The following is a 20,155-nucleotide window of genomic DNA, read 5'->3' on the forward strand; positions in this document are numbered from 1 at the left end:
CCCGGGCTCACGAGCGCCGCTCAGGCCTCCCGGCGGATCTCGATCACCCGGAAGCGGTTGGCCACGAACGCCCCGTCGGTGAGCGCCGAGTTGGCCGCCGGGTTGCCGCCCGAACCGTGGAAGTCGGAGAACGCGGCCGTCTGGTTGACGTACACCCCGCCCGTGAGGTTCAGCGACAGCTGGGCCGCCTCGTCCAGGCAGACCTCCTGTACGGCCGCCTCGACCTCCTCGTCGGTGGTGTACGCGCCGACCGTCATCGCCCCCTTCTCGCGGATCGTGCGCCGCAGCAGTTCCACCGCGTCCGCGGCCGAGTCGACGGCCACGGCGAAGGAGACCGGGCCGAAGCACTCGCTCATGTAGGCGGCCTCGTCGTCGGGCTTGGCCCCGTCGAGCTTCACCATGACCGGTGTGCGGACCACCGCCCCATCGAACTCGGGGTTGCCGATCTCCCGTGAGGCGAGGGCGACTTCGCCCAGTCCGGCGGCCGCCTCCAGGCGGGCCTTGACGTCCGGGTTGACGATCGCGCCGAGCAGGGCGTTCGCGCGGGCGTCGTCGCCGAGGAGGCCGTCGACCGCGCGGGCGAGGTCGGCGACCACCTCGTCGTAGGTCCGCGGGCCCTCCTCGGTGCGGATGCCGTCGCGGGGGATCAGCAGGTTCTGCGGGGTGGTGCACATCTGGCCGCTGTACAGGGACAGCGAGAAGGCCAGGTTGGAGAGCATGCCCTTGTAGTTGTCCGTGGAGTGGACCAGGACCGTGTTGACGCCGGCCTTCTCCGTGTAGACCTGCGCCTGGCGGGCGTTGGCCTCCAGCCAGTCGCCGAACGCCGTCGAACCGGTGTAGTCGATGATCCGGATCTCCGGACGGGTCGCCAGGGTCTTGGCGATGCCCTCGCCGGGACGCTCGGCGGCCAGGGCGATCAGGTTCGGGTCGAAACCGGCCTGCTCCAGGACCTCGCGCGCGACCTGCACGGTGAGCGCGAGCGGCAGCACCGCGCGCGGGTGGGGCTTGACCAGGACCGCGTTGCCGGTGGCGAGGGAGGCGAACAGGCCCGGGTAGCCGTTCCACGTCGGGAAGGTGTTGCAGCCGATGACCAGGGCGATCCCGCGCGGGACGGGGACGAACCGCTTGGTCAGCGCGAGCGGGTCGCGCTTGCCCTGGGGCTTGGTCCACTCCGCGGTGTCGGGGGTGCGGACCTGCTCGACGTAGGCGTAGGCCACCGCCTCCAGGCCGCGGTCCTGGGCGTGCGGGCCGCCGGCCTGGAACGCCATCATGAAGGCCTGGCCGGAGGTGTGCATGACCGCGTGCGCGAACTCGTGCGTCCGGTCGCTGATCCGCTTGAGGATCTCCAGGCACACCACCGCGCGCGCCTCCGCGCCGGCGTCCCGCCAGGTCTTCTGGCCCGCCTTCATGGCGGGCAGCAGCACGTCGACGTCCGCGTGCGGGTACTCCACGCCCAGTTCGATGCCGTACGGCGACACCTCGCCGCCCACCCAGCCGTCGGTGCCGGGCTGGCCGAGGTCGAGGCGGGTGCCCTGGAGGGCGTCGAAGGCGGCCTTGCCCGCCGCCGCGTCCAGGCTGCCGTGCTCGCCGTAGGCCTTGGGGTGTTCGGGGTGCGGGGACCAGTACGCGCGGGTGCGGATCGCCTCCAGCGCCTGGTCGAGGGTGGGCCGGTGCTTGGCGATGAGCTCGTGCGTGGTCAGTTCGGCGGCCATGCGGGACCAACTCCTCGTTTCCTGAACTCTTCGTCGAGCTCATGACCTGGGCAGAAACATGGGCGGGAACAGGCGGTCAGAGTTAGAGTAACCGAACGATCGGTCGGGACAAGGGGGTCCGCCGCATCTGTGGAAAACCCCGTGCGGGAGGATCGCGCACATGACAGCACTCGACCTCAGCAGCCCCGTGGCCGTCATCGGCGCCGGCACCATGGGCCAGGGCATCGCCCAGGTCGCGTTGGTCGCCGGCCATTCCGTACGGCTGTACGACGCCGTCCCGGGCCGTGCCCAGGAGGCGGCCGACGCGATCGGCGCGCGCCTCGACCGGCTCGTCGAGAAGGACCGGCTCGGCGGCGCCGACCGGGACGCGGCGCGCGCCCGTCTGCTGCCCGCCTCGGACCTCGCCGATCTCGCCGACTGTGCCTTGGTGATCGAGGCCGTCCTGGAGCGGCTGGACGTCAAACAGGAGCTGTTCCGCGCGCTGGAGGACGTGGTCGGCGAGGACTGTCTGCTCGCCACCAACACCTCCTCCCTGTCGGTGACGGCCATCGGCGGTGCCCTGCGCAACCCGGGCCGCTTCGTGGGCCTGCACTTCTTCAACCCGGCGCCGCTGCTGCCGCTGGTCGAGGTCGTCTCCGGGTTCGCCACGGACGTCACCTCGGCCACGCGCGCGTACGAGACGGCCCGCGCCTGGGGCAAGACGCCGGTCGCTTGCGCGGACACCCCCGGCTTCATCGTCAACCGCATCGCGCGGCCCTTCTACGCCGAGGCCTTCGCGGTCTACGAGGCCCAGGGCGCCGACCCCGCCACCATCGACGCGGTCCTGCGCGAGTGCGGTGGCTTCCGGATGGGCGCCTTCGAACTGACCGACCTCATCGGGCAGGACGTCAACGAGTCCGTCACGCGCTCGGTGTGGCGGTCCTTCTTCCAGGACGTGCGCTTCACGCCCTCGCTAGCCCAGCAGCGGCTGGTCGAGTCCGGGCGCCTCGGCCGCAAGACCGGGCAGGGCTGGTACGCCTACGGCGACGGCGCCGAGAAGGCCGAGCCGCACACCGCGGAGCGGTCCCGGCCGCCCGCCTACGTGAGCGTCGAGGGCGATCTGGGCCCCGCGTCGGAGCTGGTCGGCCTGATCCGCGAGGCGGGCATCCAGGTCCGCGAGGAGGAAGAGGACCACGGCACCCGGTTGGTGCTGCCCGGCGGGGGACAGCTGGCGCTGGCCGACGGGCAGACCTCGGTGGAGTTCCGGGACGTCGTCTACTTCGACCTCGCGCTCGACTACCGCCGGGCCACCCGGATCGCCCTGTCCGCCTCCCAGGACACCGCCCCGCAGACCCTCTCCGAGGCCATCGGGCTCTTCCAGGCGCTCGGCAAGGACGTCAGCGTCATCGGAGACGTCCCGGGCATGATCGTCGCCCGTACGGTCGCCCGGATCGTCGACCTCGCGCACGACGCCGTCGCCAAGGGCGTGGCCACCGAGGAGGACATCGACACCGCGATGCGCCTTGGTGTCAACTATCCGCTGGGCCCCTTCGAGTGGAGCCGCAGGCTCGGCCGCAACTGGGCCTACGCGCTCCTGGACGACCTGCACCTGCGCGATCCCTCCGGACGGTACGCCCCGTCCCTCGCGCTGTACCGCCACGCGTACGCCACCGACAAGCGGGAGGGCGGCACCTCATGACCACCGCCAAGCGCGACACGTACACGCCCGAGACGCTGCTGTCCGTCGCCGTCCAGGTCTTCAACGAACGCGGCTACGACGGCACCTCCATGGAGCACCTGTCCAAGGCGGCCGGCATCTCCAAGTCATCGATATACCACCACGTCACCGGCAAGGAGGAGCTGCTGCGCCGGGCCGTGAACCGGGCCCTGGACGGCCTCTTCGGGATCCTCGACGAGGAGCACGCGCGCGTGGGGCTCGCCGCCGAGCGCCTGGAGTACGTCGTCCGGCGCATGGTCGAGGTGCTCATCGCCGAGCTGCCCTACGTCACGCTGCTGCTGCGGGTGCGCGGCAACACCGGCACCGAGCGGTGGGCCCTGGAGCGGCGCCGCGACTTCGACCACCGGGTCGCCGCCCTCCTCAAGGCCGCGGCCGCCGACGGTGACGTACGCGAGGACGTCGAGGTGCGGCTCGCGACCCGGCTCGTCTTCGGGATGATCAACTCCATCGTGGAGTGGTACCGCCCGGACGGCCGGGGGATGAACGAACGCGAGGTGGCCGACGCGGTGGCGCGGCTGGTGTTCGGCGGGCTGCGGCGAGCCGACTGAGGGGCCGTGTCCCTCGACGACGTCCTCGCCCGGGCCGAGCGCCGTTTCGGAGTCCGGTTCCCGCGGGACTAACGGGACTTCCTGGCCGCCGAAGGGAGCATGAGCCGCTTCGTGCCTCCCGCGGTCGACTTCCTCGTGATCAACGCGGCCGGGGAACTCGTCCCGGTCAACGAGGCCGGTGAGATCCAGGCCCGCTTTCCCGGCGCCGTGGTCGTCGGCGGGGACGGCAGCCGGGAACCGCTCACCTACGACTTCCGGCAGGAACCCCCCTCGTCTGGTGCTGCTCGACATCTCCGCCCCGGACTGGTCCTCCGCCCTGCACCAGGCGGACTCGCTGACCGACCTGCTCGAACGGTTTCCCGAGAGCGGGTGGGACTGGGGCGACTGACGCTCAGCCCTGCGGCTCCAGGTCCTCCTCCTCGAACACCAGCAGGGTGCGGGTGCTGAGGACCTCGGGGATGGCCTGCAGGCGGGTGAGGACCAGCTCGCGCAGGGCGCGGTTGTCGGGGGTGTGGATCAGGAGCAGGACGTCGAAGTCGCCGCCGACCAGGGCGATGTGGGAGGCGCCGGGGAGCCGGCGGAGCTGCTCGCGGACCGTGCGCCAGGAGTTCTGGACGATCTTCAGGGTGATGTAGGCCGAGGTGCCCTGGCCGGCGCGCTCGTGGTCGACGCGGGCGCCGAAGCCGCGGATGACGCCGTCCTCGATGAGGCGGTTGATGCGCGCGTAGGCGTTGGCGCGCGAGACATGGACGCGTTCGGCGACCGACCGTATCGACGCGCGGCCGTCCGCCTGGAGCATCTGGAGGATGTCCTGATCGATGGCGTCGAGCGGACGCGGGGACGGCGGGGGACCGCTGCCGTCCGGGCTCTCGGCCATTTGTTCAGGTGCCATGTCCCCCCGCCTCCCTCTCGTGGACGTACTGCGTCCATCAGAGGCTGTGGAGAACCGTTTGTCCACAGCCTGAGGGGGCCTGTAGCCAAAATGTGCCGACGACCGAACAATCGGTAGGTGAGGCGCCTCACACTCGTGACGCGTCCGAAGCCGTCTCCCACGAGGAGGTGCCGTCATGACGGTCATGGAGCAGCGGGGCGCGTACCGGCCATCGCCGCCGCCCGCCTGGCAGCCCCGTACGGATCCCGCGCCGCTGCTGCCCGATGCCGAGCCGTACCGCGTCCTCGGCACGGAGGCGGCCGCCCAGGCCGACCCCGAGCTGCTGCGCCGCCTGTACGCCCAGCTGGTGCGCGGCCGCCGGTACAACGCGCAGGCCACCGCCCTCACCAAGCAGGGCCGGCTCGCCGTCTACCCCTCCAGCACCGGCCAGGAGGCCTGCGAGGTCGCCGCCGCGCTGGCCCTCGAAGACCGTGACTGGCTCTTCCCCAGCTACCGCGACACCCTCGCGGCCGTCGCCCGAGGCCTCGACCCCGTCCAGGCGCTGACCCTGCTGCGCGGCGACTGGCACACCGGCTACGACCCGCACGAGCACCGTGTGGCGCCCCTGTGCACCCCGCTCGCCACCCAGCTCCCGCACGCCGTGGGCCTCGCGCACGCCGCCCGTCTCAAGGGCGACGACGTGGTCGCGCTCGCCATCGTCGGCGACGGCGGCACCAGCGAGGGCGACTTCCACGAGGCGCTGAACTTCGCCGCCGTCTGGCAGGCACCGGTCGTCTTCCTCGTCCAGAACAACGGCTTCGCCATCTCCGTCCCGCTCGCCAAGCAGACCGCGGCTCCGTCGCTGGCCCACAAGGCCGTCGGCTACGGCATGCCCGGCCGCCTGGTCGACGGCAACGACGCGGCCGCCGTGCACGAGGTCCTGACCGCCGCCGTCCGCCACGCGCGCGAGGGCGGCGGACCGACGCTGGTGGAGGCCGTCACCTACCGCGTCGAGGCCCACACCAACGCCGACGACGCGACCCGCTACCGCGGTGACGCCGAGGTGGAGACCTGGCGCGGCCACGACCCGATCGCCCTCCTGGAGCACGAGCTGACCGAACGCGGCCTGATCGACGAGGCGGGCATCCGGGCCGCGCGGGACGCCGCCGAGACCATGGCCGCCGACCTGCGCGAGCGCATGAACCAGGACCCGGTGCTCGACCCCATGGACCTCTTCGCCCATGTGTACGCCGAGCCCACCCCGCAACTGCGCGAGCAGCAGGACCAGTTGCGGGCCGAGCTCCAGGCCGAGGGGGAGCAGCGATGACCACCGTCGCGCTGAAGCCGGCCACCATGGCGCAGGCCCTCACGCGCGCGATGCGCGACGCCATGGCCGCCGACCCGAGCGTGCACGTCATGGGCGAGGATGTCGGCACCCTCGGTGGTGTCTTCCGGGTCACCGACGGCCTTGCCAAGGAGTTCGGCGAGGACCGCTGCACGGACACCCCGCTCGCCGAGGCGGGCATCCTCGGCACGGCCGTCGGCATGGCGATGTACGGCCTCAGGCCGGTCGTGGAGATGCAGTTCGACGCGTTCGCCTACCCGGCCTTCGAGCAGCTGATCAGCCACGTGGCGAAGATGCGCAACCGCACCCGCGGCGCGATGCCCCTGCCGATCACCGTCCGGGTTCCCTACGGCGGCGGCATCGGCGGCGTCGAGCACCACAGCGACTCCTCCGAGGCGTACTACATGGCGACCCCGGGGCTCCATGTCGTCACGCCCGCGACCGTCGCCGACGCCTACGGCCTGCTGCGCGCCGCCATCGCCTCCGACGACCCGGTCGTCTTCCTCGAACCCAAGCGGCTGTACTGGTCGAAGGACTCCTGGAACCCGGACGAGCCGGCGACCGTTGAACCCATAGGCCGCGCGGTGGTGCGGCGCTCGGGCCGGAGCGCCACGCTCATCACGTACGGACCGTCCGTGCCCGTCTGCCTCGAAGCCGCCGAGGCGGCGCGGGAGGAGGGCTGGGACCTCGAAGTCGTCGACCTGCGTTCCCTGGTGCCGTTCGACGACGACACGGTCGCCGCCTCGGTACGGCGGACCGGGCGAGCGGTCGTCGTGCACGAGTCGGGCGGGTTCGGCGGACCGGGCGGGGAGATCGCGGCCCGGGTCACGGAGCGCTGCTTCCACCACCTGGAGGCGCCGGTGCTGCGCGTGGCCGGGTTCGACATCCCCTATCCGCCGCCGATGCTGGAGCGTCACCACCTGCCCGGCGTGGACCGGATCCTGGACGCCGTGGGGCGTCTTCAGTGGGAGGCGGAGAGCTGATGGCCCAGGTGCTGGAGTTCAGGCTGCCGGATCTCGGCGAGGGCCTGACCGAGGCGGAGATCGTCCGCTGGCTGGTGGAGGTCGGTGACGTCGTCACCGTCGACCAGCCGGTCGTCGAGGTCGAGACGGCCAAGGCGATGGTCGAGGTCCCCTGCCCCTACGGCGGCGTGGTCACCGCCCGCTACGGCGAGGAGGGCACGGAGCTTCCGGTGGGGGCGCCGCTGATCACCGTCGCGGTGGGAGCGCCGGCCTCCGGCGAGGACACCGGGAACGGCGAGAGCAAGGGCTCGGGCAACGTCCTTGTCGGGTACGGCACTTCGGAGGCACCGGCGCGCAGGAGGCGGGTGCGGCCGGGGCAGCGGGTGCCCGCGGGGACGCACGGGACGCAGGGGGTGCCCGGAGTGTCCGGGCGCGCGTCCTCGGCTCCCGCGACTCCTGCGGCTTCCACAGCACCTGCGGCTTCCACGACTCCTGCGCCTGCTGTCGCCCTCGCGGCTCCCGAGGCGGCCGAGGGTCCCGTTCCCGTGATCTCCCCGCTGGTGCGCCGGCTGGCCCGTGAGAACGGCCTCGACCTGAGGGAACTCACCGGCTCCGGGCCCGACGGGCTGATCCTGCGGGCGGACGTCGAGTACGCGCTGCGGGCCGCCGCCACGCCGGTCCGGGCCACCGCACCCGCCACACCCGCCGAACCGGCGGTGGTCACGACACCGGCTGCCCCCGAAGGCACCCGTATCCCCCTCAAGGGAGTCCGCGGGGCCGTAGCCGACAAGCTCTCCCGCAGCCGGCGCGAGATCCCGGAGGCCACCTGCTGGGTGGACGCCGACGCGACGGAACTCATGCGGGCGCGGACGGCGATGAACACCGCCGGTGGACCGAAGATCTCCCTGATCGCCCTCCTGGCCCGGATCTGCACCGCGGCCCTGGCCCGCTTCCCCGAGCTCAACTCCACGGTGGACACGGAGGCCAGGGAGATCGTCCGGCTCGACCGGGTGCACCTCGGCTTCGCCGCGCAGACCGAACGGGGCTTGGTGGTCCCGGTCGTGAAGGACGCCCACGCGCGGGACGCGGAGTCGCTGAGCGCGGAGTTCGCCCGGCTCACCGAGGCGGCCCGCACAGGCACCCTCACCCCCGCGGAACTCACCGGCGGCACCTTCACGTTGAACAACTACGGCGTGTTCGGCGTCGATGGCTCCACGCCGATCATCAACCACCCCGAGGCGGCCATGCTCGGCGTCGGCCGTATCGTCCCCAAGCCGTGGGTGCACGAGGGCGAGCTCGCCGTACGGCAGGTCGTCCAGCTCTCGCTCACCTTCGATCACCGGGTGTGCGACGGCGGCACCGCGGGCGGCTTCCTGCGGTACGTGGCGGACTGCGTGGAACAGCCGGCGGTCCTGCTGCGCTCCCTGTGACACCGGCCCGCACCCCCGGCGCCGCGAACGCACCGGCTCCCCCGCGTTCCCTGTGATCGCGTCGGCACGCATACTCGGGGGGTGACCGCATACGACGCCGTCGTCCTCGCCGGAGGTGCCGCCCGGCGGCTCGGCGGTGCGGACAAACCCGGGGTGCGGGTGGGCGGACGGGCGCTGCTGGACCGGGTGCTGGCCGCCTGCGCCGACGCGCGCACCACCGTCGTGGTCGCCGACCCCCGGCCCACCGCCCGGCCGGTGATCTGGGCGCGCGAGGACCCTCCGGGCGGCGGGCCGGTGGCCGCTCTCGACGCGGGCCTCGGGCACACCACGGCGGACCACCTCGTCGTCCTCTCCGCCGACCTGCCGTTCCTGACCGGGGCGACAGTGGAGCTGCTGCTGATCACCCTGCGCGCGAGCGGCGCCGACGGCGTCCTCCTCACCGACGCCGAGGGCCGCGACCAGCCGCTGGTGGCCGCCTACCGCGCGCCTGCGCTGCGCCGCGCGCTGGCCGGGCTCGCCGCGGAGCACGACGGGCGGGGGCGCCTCGCCGGTCTGCCCCTGCGCCGCCTCACCGCCGGGCTCGGACTGACCCGGGTGTCCGACCCCGTCGCGTCCTTCGACTGCGACACCTGGGACGACATCGCCACCGCCAGGGCACGGATCAGGGAGCATGGGCACGTGTTGGATGAATGGATTTCCGCAGTCAAGGATGAGCTGGGCATCGACCTCGACGTCGACACCAATGCGCTGCTCGATCTGGCCCGCGACGCCGCCCACGGCGTGGCCAGGCCCGCGGCACCGCTGACCACCTTCCTCGTCGGCTACGCGGCGGCCCGGGCCGGGGGAGGCCCGGAGGCGGTGGCCGAGGCGTCCCGCAAGGCCGCCGCGCTCGCCCTGCGCTGGGCGGACGAAAAGGCGGACGAAAAGGCGGGCGAGAACATGGACGGGGAAGCGGGCGGGGAAGCGGGCGGCAGTGCCGCCGAGCCCGACGCTGCCCCCGCCCCCGCCCCCGCCCCGCCCCACGCCGCCCCGGACGCCGGATGACCGCCCGAGCGACCCGGACCGGCGAAGACGCCGAGGATGCCGAGGATGCCGAGGACTTCGACGTCGAGGAGGTGCTCGCCCTGGTGAAGGAGGACGACGGCCGCTCCCCCGGCGACCACCACGTGCCCGCGCCCACCCCGCAGCGCGGCTCCTCCGAGCCGGAACACCGGCACAGGGCCACTCCCTGGCCCGAGGCCCGCGCGATCGCCGCCCGTGCCGCCCGTTCCGGCACCCGCCGCTCCCCCGTCTCCGTGCGGCTCGACGACGCCCTCGGCCTCACCCTGGCCGCCCCCCTCCCCGCCCTCACCGACCTGCCCTCCTTCGACACCTCCGCGATGGACGGCTGGGCCCTCGCCGGGCCCGGCCCCTGGGGCGTACGGGAGGAAGGCGTCCTCGCCGGGCACGCCGAGCCCGAACCCCTCGCTGACGGCGAGGCCGTCCGGATCGCCACCGGCGCCCGTATCCCGCAGGACACCACCGCCGTACTGCGCAGCGAGCACGGCCGCTCCGACGACAAGGGCCGGCTGCACGCGACCCGGGAGGTTGTCACCGGCCAGGACATCCGCCCGCGCGGCCAGGAGTGCCGCAGTGGCGACCATCTCCTGCCGGCCGGCACCTTCGTGACCCCGGCCGTGCTCGGTCTCGCCGCGGCGGCCGGATACGACACGCTCGCCGCCGTACCGCGCCCCCGGGCCGAAGTCCTTGTCCTCGGCGACGAGTTGCTCACCGAGGGCACTCCGCACGACGGTCTGATCCGCGACGCGCTCGGCCCGATGCTCCCGCCCTGGCTGCGGGCGCTGGGCGCCGAGGTCATCGCCGTACGGCGACTCGGTGACGACGCGGACGCGCTGCACAAGGCGATCACCGGTTCCGGGGCCGACCTGATCGTCACCACCGGTGGTACCGCCGGGGGCCCCGTCGACCACGTCCATCCGATCCTGCGCCGCATCGGCGCCGAACTCCTTGTCGACGGCGTCAAGGTGCGCCCCGGCCACCCCATGCTGCTGGCCCGCACCAAGGAGAACCAGCACCTCGTCGGGCTGCCCGGCAACCCGCTGGCGGCCGTCTCCGGGCTGCTCACGCTCGCCGAGCCGCTGCTGCGGACGCTGGCGGCGCACCCCGCGCCGGAGCCGTACACCCTGCCGTTGCGGGACGAGGCGCACGGGCATCCGTACGACACCCGGCTCATCCCGGTGGTGCTGCGCGGTGACCGGGCGGTGCCGTTGCACTACAACGGTCCGGCGATGCTGCGGGGCATCGCGGCGGCGGACGCCCTGGCCGTCGTACCACCGGGCGGCGCGAGGGCCGGACAGGAGACGGAGCTGCTCGACCTGCCCTGGGCGAGTGGCGGAATCGGGGTGTGTTTCACGTGAAACTTCCGGGCCAGGACGCGATCGCCCGCCAGGCGGACGAGCATCTCGTGACCCACCGGGTGAAGCTGCCGAGGAAGGTGGTGGAGCATCCCTTCCGCCAGGTGGCCAAACGGGTCCTGATGGCGCTGCTGGTCCTCGTGACGACCGCGCTGCTCGTCTACGTCGACCGGGACGGCTACAACGACAACTCCGACGGTTCGGTCGACTTCCTGGACGCCTGGTACTACGCGACCGTCACCCTCTCCACCACCGGATACGGCGACATCACCCCGGTCAGCGACGCCGCCCGGTTCACCAACATCTTCGTCATCACGCCGCTGCGGGTGCTGTTCCTGATCATCCTGGTCGGCACCACGCTGGAGGTCCTCACGGAACGCACCCGGGAGGAATGGCGGCTCAACCGCTGGAGGTCCACCTTGCGCGACCACACCGTCGTCGTCGGCTTCGGCACCAAGGGGCGGTCGGCGATCCAGACCGTCTGTGCGACGGGACTGAAGAAGGAGCAGGTCGTCGTGGTCGACCCCAGCTCCAAGGTGATCGACGCGGCGACGGCCGACGGCTACGCGGGCATCGTCGGCGACGCGACCCGCAGCGAGGTGCTGAAGCGGGCCGAGGTGCACAAGGCGCGGAAGATCATCATCGCGACCCAGCGCGACGACACGGCCGTCCTGGTGACCCTGACCGCCCGGCAGCTCAACAAGGGCGCCAAGATCGTGGCCGCGGTGCGCGAGGAGGAGAACGCGCCGCTGCTGAAGCAGTCCGGCGCCGACGCCGTCATCACCAGCGCCAGCGCGGCCGGCCGGCTGCTCGGTCTGTCGGTGCTCAGCCCCGCGGCCGGCATGGTGATGGAGGACCTCATCCAGCAGGGCAGCGGCCTCGACATCGTCGAACGGCCGGTCATAAAGGCCGAGGTGGGCAGGAGCCCGCGGGAGACGGACGACCTCGTGGTCAGCGTCGTACGCGGCCACCGGGTGCTCGGCTACGACGATCCGGCCGTCGGAACACTGGAGTTGACGGACCGGCTGATCACGATCGTGCGGGCGACGCCGGGTACGCAGATCGCACCCGACGTCCGCCCGCTGCCCCACAGCTGAGCCGTCGTCGTACAGCAGCCGTCGTACGGCTGATCACTTGCGGTTGTACAGCCGCATGGTGATCGGCCCGAAGACGGCCATGAACAGTCCTGCCCACCCCAGCGACCAGGCGATCTCGTCGGCCGGCCAGTCGCCCGCCATCAACTCGCGGACGGCGGAGGACAGATGGGTGATCGGGCTGTTGTTGACGAAGGCCTGGAGCCAGCCCGGCATGGTCTTCGGGTCGACGAAGATGTTGGACAGGAAGGTCAGCGGGAACATCACCATCATGCTGACGCCCATGACCGACTTCTCGGTGCGCAGCAGCAGACCGAACATCGTCCAGATCCACGAGAACGCGAACGAGAACGCGACCAGCAGGACGATCCCGGCGAGCACGCCGCCGACCCCGCCGTCCGGGCGGTAGCCCAGGATCAGGCCGACGGTGAGCATCACGACGGAGGCGATCGTGTAGCGCAGGGCGTCGCCCAGCAGATAGCCGACCATGGTCGACGGCCGCCAGATCGGCAGCGAGCGGAAGCGGTCGAAGACGCCCTTCTCGATGTCGGTGTTCACCGAGATGCCGGTGTACATCGTGATCATCACGACCGACATCACCATGATGCCCGGCAGCAGGAACTGGATGTACTCCTTCGGGGAGCCGGCCAGGGCGCCCCCGAACAGGTACGTGTACATCAGCACCATCATGATCGGGAACGCCGTGACGTCGAAGAGCTGCTCCGGCACGTGTTTGATCTTGAGGATGGCCCGCCAGCCGAAGGTCAGCGAGGCCGACAGCGCGCTGGGGCGCGGCGGCCGCTCCCCGGAGACGAGCAGCGCGGCCAGCGACTCGGCGCTGACGGGGGCCAGCTCCTTGTTCTCGGTCTGTGTCGCGGTGCTCATGCCGCCACCTCGTCCTTCGTGTCCTTGCCGCTGTCGTGGGTGTCATGTCCGGTGAGGGCGAGGAACACCTCGTCCAGGCTGGGCTGGCCCAGCGAGAAGTTGTCCACGACCACGCCGGTGCGGGCCAGCTCGGCGAGCGCGCGGGCCGCCTGCTCGGCCGCCCCCTGGCCGTTCGCCGCCCCGGCTCCGACGCGGGCCGTCAGGGCCACGGGATCGGGTTCCAGCTGGACGTCGGCGTCCAGGGCCAGCCGGAGCACCTGCTCGGCCTGCGGTCGCTGGGCCGGGTCGCGCAGACGCAGATGGACGGAGCCGGCGCCGACGGAGGCCTTCAGCTCGCCCTTGGTGCCCTCCGCGATCACCCTGCCCTGGTCGATGACGGCGATCCGGGAGGCCAGCTGGTCGGCCTCGTCCAGGTACTGCGTGGTCAGCAGCACGGTGGTGCCCTGGGCGACGACCGCGCGCACGATGTCCCAGACCTGGTTGCGGCTGCGCGGGTCCAGGCCGGTCGTCGGCTCGTCCAGGAAGAGCAGGTCGGGCGTGTTCAGGATGGAGGCGGCGATGTCGATACGGCGCCGCATACCGCCGGAGTAGTGCTTGACCTGCTTGCCGGCCGCGTCCGTGAGGCCGAAGGCCTCCAGCAGCTGCCCGGCGCGCAGTCGCGCGGCCTTCTTGTCGTGACCGAGGAGGCGGCCCAGCAGGACCAGGTTCTCGGTGCCGGTGAGGTCCTCGTCCACCGAGGCGTACTGGCCGGTGAGGCTGACCCGGCTGCGGACCTCGTCGGCCTCGCGGACGACGTCGTGGCCGAAGACGTGGGCCTGGCCGCCGTCGGGGCGGAGCAGGGTGGCGAGCATCTTGACCGTGGTGGTCTTGCCCGCGCCGTTCGGGCCGAGGACGCCGTAGACCGTGCCCGCCGGCACCGCGAGGTCGACTCCGTCGACGGCCCGTGTCTCGCCGAACGTCTTCACCAGGCCTGCGGTCTCGATGGCCAGGCCGGACGTGTGCTGGCTCATGGGGTGTCCTTCCGCGTACATGGGTTACGCATGGGGAGACCTTTACCGTCGCGCAAACTCATCGGTCCCGCACAGGGTTTTTCCGGGGAACCGGTCGAAGGTCCCAAGGGGGCCGATCCAAGGACCTAGGGGGACGGTCGTAGACGGGAGGGAGGGGGTGGGTCGAGGCCGCCCGGGGAGTAGCGTCCCCTTCATGCATGCGATCACGATTCCCGAACCTGGTGGTCCCGAGGCGCTGGTGTGGAGCGAGGTCCCGGATCCCGTGCCCGGCGAGGGCGAGGTGCTCGTCGAGGTGGCGGCCGGCGCCGTGAACCGCGCCGACATCCTCCAGCGGCAGGGCTTCTACAACCCGCCGCCCGGCGCCTCCCCGTACCCCGGCCTGGAGTGCTCCGGGCGGATCACCGCGCTCGGCACCGGCGTCTCCGGCTGGAGCGTCGGCGACGAGGTGTGCGCGCTGCTCGCGGGCGGCGGTTACGCCGAGAAGGTGGCCGTCCCGGCCGGACAGCTGCTCCCCGTGCCCAAGGGCGTCGCCCTGGAGCGGGCCGCCGCGCTCCCGGAGGTGGTGTGCACGGTCTGGTCCAACGTCTTCATGGTCTCCCACCTCCGCCCCGGCGAGACGCTGCTCGTGCACGGCGGCTCCAGCGGCATCGGCACCATGGCGATCCAGCTGGCCAAGGCGGTCGGCGCGAAGGTCGCCGTGACGGCGGGCACGCGCGCCAAGCTGGACCGCTGTGCGGAGCTCGGCGCTGACATCCTGGTCAACTACCGGGAGCAGGACTTCGTCGAGGAGGTCAGGCAGGCCACCGGCGGGACGGGGGCCGACGTCATCCTCGACAACATGGGGGCCAAGTACCTCGACCGCAACGTCCAGGCCCTCGCCGTCAACGGGCGGCTCGCGATCATCGGCATGCAGGGCGGCATCAAGGCCGAACTGAACATCGCCACCCTCCTGAACAAGCGCGCCGCCATCAGCGCGACCTCTCTGCGGGCCCGCCCCCTGGAGGAGAAGGCCGCCATCGTCGCCGCCGTACGCGAACACGTCTGGCCCCTCATCGACGGCGGTCACATCATCCCCGTCGTCGACCGCGAAATCCCGATGCGCGAGGCCTCCGCCGCACACCGGGTGGTGGAGGAGAGCGGCCACGTGGGCAAGGTGCTGCTGGTCACGTCGTAGAAGGGTCGTAGAAAGGTCGTAGAAGGGCCGGGAGACGGCGGGCGGAACGCGGCCCGGCGAGGCCACAGGGCTCAGAGCGTGCCCCGCCGCAGCCGTAGGGCGACGAAGGCGAGGCCCAGGCCCAGGCCGACGAGGATGAGGCCGCCGCCGAGCGGGAGGATGTGCAGCCGCGGCCCGGCCGACCGTTCGGCGGCCCTGCCGACGGGCTCTCGCGGAAGCCCGGGGGACACCTCCGCCGCGGTCTCCGCCGGTGCTTCCGGTACGCCGGTGTAGGCGCCGTCGGACCGGCCGTCCCGGCCGCTGCCCGCGTCCACGCCCGCGTCCTCCGGCCGCCCCGGCCGCTGCCGCCCTTCACCGGCCCGGCTCCCGGCCCGGGAGGGCGCGGCGGCGGAGGGGGGCGGGGAGGGAGCACGCACGGTCAGGCCGTCCCCCACCGACGCCCACTCACTCCCGTACGCGGACTCACTTCCGTACGCCGACTCACCTCCGTACGGACAAAGGACCGCGCTCGCCCCCACCACGACGAGCAGCACCGCGGAACGCAGCGGTCGCAGCGACCGCGGTGATCGCGGCAGGCGCGGCAGACGTGGGCAGGCAGTCACGGGACAACCGTGACATTCGGCCGTTACCCCGGCATTCCGGGGCGGTCCGGAGGAGCGATACGGCGTGGGAACGGTGGATCAGGCTTCGGCGGGGGCACCACGGTGGTGAGGTGTAGGCGTGCGAGAGAATGGCGGCATGGAGATGCCGAGGAACGAACGGTCGCCGGAGAACCCCCAGATCCTTGTCGTGGGTCAGGACGGGATGGCCATCGGTGGCGGAGGAGACGAGGACTCCCGCGAGGTTCCCGTGACGGAGATGGTCGAACAGCCCGCGAAGGTCATGCGGATCGGCAGCATGATCAAGCAGCTGCTCGAAGAGGTCCGCGTGGCTCCCCTCGACGAGGCGAGCCGGGTCCGCCTCAAGGAGATCCACGCCAGCTCGGTGAAGGAGCTGGAGGACGGTCTTGCCCCGGAGCTGGTCGAGGAGCTGGAGCGGCTCTCCCTGCCGTTCACGGACGAGGCGACCCCGAGCGACGCGGAACTGCGGATCGCGCAGGCGCAGTTGGTCGGCTGGCTGGAGGGGCTCTTCCACGGGATCCAGACCACGCTGTTCGCCCAGCAGATGGCCGCGCGTGCCCAGCTGGAGCAGATGCGCCGGGCCCTTCCGCCGGGTGTCGGCCACGACGGCGACGACGGCGGCCACCAGGCCGGCCGCTCGGGCGGGCCGTACTTGTAAGACCCGACCTGCTTGTAAGCCCACCGCCCACCCATGACGAAGGCCCGGCAGCCAGCGCTGCCGGGCCCTGTCACGTCACGCGCGTCGGACGGGACGAACGCGGCTCACGCCGGATTGCCCGTGGAGACGTCGAACTGCATCTTCGGCGGGTTCTTCGGGTCGAAGTCGGTGCCCGCGTCAGGGAACTGCTGGATCACGGCACCGTCGCCGTAGGTGTTCTCGTCCACCTTGTTGATCTTGTAGTGCCATCCGGCGGCCTGCAGGCACTTGAGGACCGAGTCCCAGTTCTTGTACTGGAAGCTCGGCATCCGCACCTGGTCGGGGTCGTTGTACGACTCGGCCGGCTCGGTGCACTCGGTCGTCTCGACCGTCTTGGTCGTGTCCGGCCCGCGGTAGCCCGCCGCCTGGGTCGCCGAGGTCGAGGGGCTTGCGCTGCTGTCGCCCCCCGCCTCGTTGTCACCGCCGCTGTTCAGCAGCAGCGCCGCGAGCAGACCGCCGACGGCGATCAGGGAGACGGCGATCGACCCGATGATCACCGGCTTGTTGCTCTTGCCGCCACCGCCCCCACCGGAGGCCGCGGTCGCGGTCTGCGGGGTGAGGTTGTACGGCGGCGGGGTCGACGGGGACTGGTGCGGCGCGTAGGACGCCGGGCCCGGGGTCGGGTAGCCGCTCTGCTGCGGATAGCCGTACGACGGGGCGGGCGTCGACGGCGGCGGGGTGCCGTGCGGAGCCGGAGTGCCGTACGGGCTCGGCGTCGGGGCCGGCTGGTACGGCGTCTGCACGCTGCCCTGGGGCGGCGGCGTCTGGTCGACCGGCGGGAACACCGCGGAGCCGACACCGGCGCCGCTCGACGTCTGCACGCCCGGCACGATGCTCGGGGCGGCGGCCTGGAAGGAGGAGGCCACGCGCAGACACTCGTCGCGCATGGCCTCGGCGCTCGGAAAACGCTCGTTCGGGTTCTTCTTGAGCGCGCGGGCGACCAGCGCGTCCACGGCCGGCGGAAGCGAACGGTTGATCGAGGAGGGAGCCACCGGCTCCTCCTGGACGTGCGCGTACGCTATGGCCAGCGGCGAGTCCGCGTCGAACGGCAGCCGCCCGGTGACCAGCTGGAACAGCATGATGCCGACCGAGTAGAGGTCGGACCGGGCGTCCACGCCGCGGCCGAGGGCCTGCTCCGGCGAGAGGTACTGCGGGGTGCCGACGACCATGCCGGTCTGGGTCATGGAGGTGACCCCGGACTGCATGGCGCGGGCGATGCCGAAGTCCATCACCTTCACCACGCCACGCTTGGTCATCATCACGTTGCCCGGCTTGATGTCCCGGTGGACCAGGCCCATCTCGTGGCTGATCTCCAGGGCCGCCAGCACGTCCGCGGTGATCTTCAGCGCCTTGTCGGCGGGCATCGCGCCGTACTGCTGCACGTCCGCGTTGAGGACCGAGCCGAGCGGTTGGCCCTCGACGTACTCCATGACGATGTACGGCATCGTCGTGCCGTCCAGCTCGTCCTCGCCGGTGTCGAAGACCGAGACGATGTTGGTGTGCGTGAGCTTGGCCACGGCCTGGGCCTCACGGCGGAAACGCTCGCGGAAGGCCTGTTCCCGACCCAGCTCGGTGTGGAGCGTCTTGATCGCGACCTGGCGGTCCAGCACCGCGTCGTAGGCGAGATGTACCGAGGCCATGCCGCCCTCGCCGAGCAGATCGCGCAGCTGATAGCGGCCACCGGCCAGCGCACGCCCCGCATAGCGGCCGTGTGCGGAGTCCTGGCTCATGTTCTGTGTCCCCCATAGCCTTTCGCGCGCCGGCGAGTGTCGTCCTGCCGAAAGGATCCCGAAAATTCGTTGATCCAGTGTCTAATCCCGGCCAAGTCTGCCGGAGGGCACTGACACGTCAAGTTCGGTGCCCGTTCCGTGACCGTACGCGAAAGAAGCGTCGCGGAAGCGTTACAGCGGGCGTACGGCCGGCACACAGGATTTGCACGCCGACACGTCGGACGGGTTTGATGGCCGGTCCGTCTCGGGCCGGTCCCCGGGGCCTTCCCGGACCGGCGGGTTGCGCGGAGGCTGTAGCGTGGCCGACGGAGACCGTAACAACACCGCGCGCACCGCGGGCAGAAACGACGGCGAGGACTGATGGCACAGCAGCGCGCTCAGGGCCCGTCCGACCCCGAGGCGACTGGCGGCGGGATGTCAGATGCGCCGGAGCTGTGGGGTAACGGCGGGCTGGTCGGTGACGGCCGATATCGGCTGACCCGCAGACTCGGCCGGGGCGGCATGGCAGAGGTGTTCGCCGCCGAGGACGTGCGTCTCGGGCGTACCGTGGCGGTCAAGCTGCTGCGTGCCGACCTCGCCGAGGACCCCGTCTCCAAGGCCCGCTTCACGCGCGAGGCCCAGTCGGTGGCCGGGCTCAACCACCACGCGATCGTCGCCGTGTACGACTCCGGCGAGGACTTCGTGGGCGGCCAGTCCGTGCCGTACATCGTGATGGAGATCGTCGAAGGGCGCACCATCCGCGACCTCCTCCTCAACGCCGAGGCGCCCGGCCCCGAGCAGGCCCTGATCATCGTCTCGGGTGTCCTGGAGGCGCTCGCCTATTCGCACCAGCACGGCATCGTGCACCGCGACATCAAACCCGCCAACGTGATCATCACGCACAACGGCGCGGTGAAGGTGATGGACTTCGGCATCGCCCGCGCGCTGCACGGCGCGTCCACGACGATGACTCAAACCGGCATGGTCATGGGCACCCCGCAGTACCTCTCCCCGGAGCAGGCCCTCGGCAAGGCCGTCGACCACCGCTCCGACCTGTACGCGACCGGCTGTCTGCTCTACGAACTCCTCGCGCTGCGGCCCCCCTTCACCGGTGAGACCCCGCTGTCGGTGGTCTACCAGCACGTCCAGGACATCCCGACGCCGCCGTCGGAGGTCTCCGACGGCGTCCCGCCGGAGCTCGACGGCCTCGTCATGCGCTCGCTCGCCAAGGAGCCCGACGACCGCTTCCAGACGGCCGAGGAGATGCGCGGCCTGGTCCAGTACGGCCTGCAGATGCTGTACGAGCAGGGCGGCCACACCGGGACCTGGAACACCGGCCCCGTCGACATGCACGACGGCCGGCAGACCCCGTCGTCCGGTTTCGCGAGCACGACCGTGCTGCCGCACGGCGCCGACGCCTCCGGCACCACGCAGATCCCGCAGCAGATCCTGCCCGCCGGCTACGGCGGCGGGGACGACGGCGGCTTCGAGGGGGGCGGCAACCGGGGCAGCGGCCGCGGCAAGCTGTGGATCCTCGCCGTCCTGGCGGTGATCGCCATCGCGGCGGGCGTCGCGCTGGCGCTGAACAGCGGCGGCGACAAGAACCCCGGCGACGGCACCACGCAGTCGCCGACCACCTCGCAGACCACCGACGAGGCGACGCCCAGCGAGACGCCGAGCGACGACACCGGCGACGAGCCGACGGACACCAGCACCGACACCGGCACGAGCACGGGCTCCAACGGGGACTACACGCCCTCGTACACCCCGTCCTACACGCCGTCGCCGACCACGCAGCAGCCGACGGAGGACCCGACGGCGGATCCGACCACGCAGCAGCCGACGGAGGACCCGACGCCGTCCGACGAGCCGACGCCGTCGGACGAGCCCACGGACACGATCGGCGGCACCATCGAGGGTGGCGGCAACGGTGGCGCCGACGGTGGCGGCACCGGCGGCTGACCGGC

The 20,155-nt window shown here is 71.9% G+C and carries 17 protein-coding genes; 11 read left to right on the plus strand and 6 right to left on the minus strand.

Annotated features, from left to right (window positions below):
• Window positions 1–20: 20 nt before the first annotated feature.
• Window positions 21–1,712, minus strand: a complete 1,692-nt coding sequence (paaN, locus tag K4B79_RS19215; RefSeq protein WP_232028005.1) for a phenylacetic acid degradation protein PaaN — start codon at window positions 1,710–1,712, stop codon at window positions 21–23.
• A 160-nt stretch (window positions 1,713–1,872) separates the two neighbouring features.
• On the opposite strand from paaN, the gene K4B79_RS19220 reads away from it, so the two are divergent.
• Window positions 1,873–3,390, plus strand: coding sequence for a 3-hydroxyacyl-CoA dehydrogenase (locus tag K4B79_RS19220; protein WP_232028006.1), 1,518 nt, complete (start codon window positions 1,873–1,875; stop codon window positions 3,388–3,390).
• Window positions 3,387–3,977, plus strand: coding sequence for a TetR/AcrR family transcriptional regulator (locus K4B79_RS19225; RefSeq protein WP_232028007.1), 591 nt, complete (start codon window positions 3,387–3,389; stop codon window positions 3,975–3,977). Before K4B79_RS19220 ends, K4B79_RS19225 begins: the two co-directional genes overlap by 4 nt.
• Window positions 3,978–4,368: 391 nt before the next feature.
• Here K4B79_RS19225 and K4B79_RS19230 read toward each other — a convergent pair whose 3' ends face one another.
• Complete coding sequence (locus K4B79_RS19230) at window positions 4,369–4,854, minus strand: Lrp/AsnC family transcriptional regulator (protein ID WP_232028345.1); 486 nt, start codon at window positions 4,852–4,854, stop codon at window positions 4,369–4,371.
• Between the two features lie 190 nt (window positions 4,855–5,044).
• Between K4B79_RS19230 and pdhA the strand changes: the two genes are divergently transcribed.
• From pdhA to K4B79_RS19260, 6 genes are all read left to right on the plus strand, one after another.
• Complete coding sequence (gene pdhA, locus K4B79_RS19235) at window positions 5,045–6,175, plus strand: pyruvate dehydrogenase (acetyl-transferring) E1 component subunit alpha (RefSeq protein ID WP_232028008.1); 1,131 nt, start codon at window positions 5,045–5,047, stop codon at window positions 6,173–6,175.
• On the plus strand, window positions 6,172–7,176 hold the full coding sequence (locus K4B79_RS19240; RefSeq protein WP_232028009.1) for an alpha-ketoacid dehydrogenase subunit beta: 1,005 nt from the start codon (window positions 6,172–6,174) through the stop codon (window positions 7,174–7,176). Before pdhA ends, K4B79_RS19240 begins: the two co-directional genes overlap by 4 nt.
• Window positions 7,176–8,585: a dihydrolipoamide acetyltransferase family protein gene (locus tag K4B79_RS19245; protein WP_232028011.1), complete on the plus strand. Its 1,410-nt coding sequence runs from the start codon at window positions 7,176–7,178 to the stop codon at window positions 8,583–8,585. Before K4B79_RS19240 ends, K4B79_RS19245 begins: the two co-directional genes overlap by 1 nt.
• Window positions 8,586–8,666: 81 nt before the next feature.
• Window positions 8,667–9,629: an NTP transferase domain-containing protein gene (locus tag K4B79_RS19250; protein ID WP_232028013.1), complete on the plus strand. Its 963-nt coding sequence runs from the start codon at window positions 8,667–8,669 to the stop codon at window positions 9,627–9,629.
• Window positions 9,626–11,002 carry a molybdopterin molybdotransferase MoeA gene (locus K4B79_RS19255; RefSeq protein ID WP_232028014.1) on the plus strand — a complete coding sequence of 459 codons (1,377 nt, stop codon included), beginning with the start codon at window positions 9,626–9,628 and terminating at the stop codon, window positions 11,000–11,002. Before K4B79_RS19250 ends, K4B79_RS19255 begins: the two co-directional genes overlap by 4 nt.
• Window positions 10,999–12,096 (plus strand): potassium channel family protein, encoded by a 1,098-nt coding sequence (locus K4B79_RS19260; RefSeq protein ID WP_232028015.1) that lies wholly within the window; start codon window positions 10,999–11,001, stop codon window positions 12,094–12,096. Before K4B79_RS19255 ends, K4B79_RS19260 begins: the two co-directional genes overlap by 4 nt.
• A gap of 33 nt (window positions 12,097–12,129) precedes the next feature.
• Here the strand turns inward: K4B79_RS19260 and K4B79_RS19265 are convergent, their stop codons facing one another.
• Window positions 12,130–12,978 (minus strand): ABC transporter permease, encoded by an 849-nt coding sequence (locus K4B79_RS19265; protein ID WP_232028016.1) that lies wholly within the window; start codon window positions 12,976–12,978, stop codon window positions 12,130–12,132.
• Entirely contained in the window at window positions 12,975–13,988 is a 1,014-nt protein-coding gene (locus K4B79_RS19270) for an ATP-binding cassette domain-containing protein (protein WP_232028017.1), read from the minus strand. Before K4B79_RS19270 ends, K4B79_RS19265 begins: the two co-directional genes overlap by 4 nt.
• A 193-nt stretch (window positions 13,989–14,181) precedes the next feature.
• On the opposite strand from K4B79_RS19270, the gene K4B79_RS19275 reads away from it, so the two are divergent.
• Complete coding sequence (locus K4B79_RS19275) at window positions 14,182–15,162, plus strand: NAD(P)H-quinone oxidoreductase (RefSeq protein WP_232028018.1); 981 nt, start codon at window positions 14,182–14,184, stop codon at window positions 15,160–15,162.
• A gap of 71 nt (window positions 15,163–15,233) precedes the next feature.
• On the opposite strand, the gene K4B79_RS19280 is transcribed toward K4B79_RS19275, so the two are convergent.
• Window positions 15,234–15,764: a hypothetical protein gene (locus K4B79_RS19280; protein ID WP_232028019.1), complete on the minus strand. Its 531-nt coding sequence runs from the start codon at window positions 15,762–15,764 to the stop codon at window positions 15,234–15,236.
• Window positions 15,765–15,900: 136 nt separating this feature from the next.
• On the opposite strand from K4B79_RS19280, the gene K4B79_RS19285 reads away from it, so the two are divergent.
• A complete protein-coding gene (locus K4B79_RS19285; RefSeq protein ID WP_232028020.1) occupies window positions 15,901–16,440 on the plus strand; it encodes a bacterial proteasome activator family protein in 540 nt (179 codons plus the stop codon).
• A 104-nt stretch (window positions 16,441–16,544) separates the two neighbouring features.
• Here K4B79_RS19285 and K4B79_RS19290 read toward each other — a convergent pair whose 3' ends face one another.
• Window positions 16,545–18,209 carry a Stk1 family PASTA domain-containing Ser/Thr kinase gene (locus K4B79_RS19290; protein ID WP_232028022.1) on the minus strand — a complete coding sequence of 555 codons (1,665 nt, stop codon included), beginning with the start codon at window positions 18,207–18,209 and terminating at the stop codon, window positions 16,545–16,547.
• A 357-nt stretch (window positions 18,210–18,566) separates the two neighbouring features.
• Here K4B79_RS19290 and K4B79_RS19295 point away from each other — a divergent pair, with 357 nt between their 5' ends.
• Window positions 18,567–20,150: a protein kinase domain-containing protein gene (locus K4B79_RS19295; RefSeq protein WP_232028346.1), complete on the plus strand. Its 1,584-nt coding sequence runs from the start codon at window positions 18,567–18,569 to the stop codon at window positions 20,148–20,150.
• The last annotated feature ends 5 nt before the right edge of the window (window positions 20,151–20,155 follow it).

The sequence above is a fragment of the Streptomyces lincolnensis genome (assembly GCF_021173675.1).
Taxonomy (GTDB): domain Bacteria; phylum Actinomycetota; class Actinomycetes; order Streptomycetales; family Streptomycetaceae; genus Streptomyces; species Streptomyces lincolnensis_B.

Coding starts and splice junctions, on each gene's coding strand:
- K4B79_RS19225 (WP_232028007.1), top strand. CDS start 3,387: ATGACCACCGCCAAGCGCGACACGTACACGCCCGAGACGCTGCTGTCC.
- paaN (WP_232028005.1), bottom strand. CDS start 1,712: ATGGCCGCCGAACTGACCACGCACGAGCTCATCGCCAAGCACCGGCCC.
- K4B79_RS19290 (WP_232028022.1), bottom strand. CDS start 18,209: ATGAGCCAGGACTCCGCACACGGCCGCTATGCGGGGCGTGCGCTGGCC.
- K4B79_RS19240 (WP_232028009.1), top strand. CDS start 6,172: ATGACCACCGTCGCGCTGAAGCCGGCCACCATGGCGCAGGCCCTCACG.
- K4B79_RS19220 (WP_232028006.1), top strand. CDS start 1,873: ATGACAGCACTCGACCTCAGCAGCCCCGTGGCCGTCATCGGCGCCGGC.
- K4B79_RS19270 (WP_232028017.1), bottom strand. CDS start 13,988: ATGAGCCAGCACACGTCCGGCCTGGCCATCGAGACCGCAGGCCTGGTG.
- K4B79_RS19265 (WP_232028016.1), bottom strand. CDS start 12,978: ATGAGCACCGCGACACAGACCGAGAACAAGGAGCTGGCCCCCGTCAGC.
- K4B79_RS19285 (WP_232028020.1), top strand. CDS start 15,901: ATGGAGATGCCGAGGAACGAACGGTCGCCGGAGAACCCCCAGATCCTT.
- K4B79_RS19255 (WP_232028014.1), top strand. CDS start 9,626: ATGACCGCCCGAGCGACCCGGACCGGCGAAGACGCCGAGGATGCCGAG.
- K4B79_RS19230 (WP_232028345.1), bottom strand. CDS start 4,854: ATGGCCGAGAGCCCGGACGGCAGCGGTCCCCCGCCGTCCCCGCGTCCG.
- pdhA (WP_232028008.1), top strand. CDS start 5,045: ATGACGGTCATGGAGCAGCGGGGCGCGTACCGGCCATCGCCGCCGCCC.
- K4B79_RS19275 (WP_232028018.1), top strand. CDS start 14,182: ATGCATGCGATCACGATTCCCGAACCTGGTGGTCCCGAGGCGCTGGTG.
- K4B79_RS19245 (WP_232028011.1), top strand. CDS start 7,176: ATGGCCCAGGTGCTGGAGTTCAGGCTGCCGGATCTCGGCGAGGGCCTG.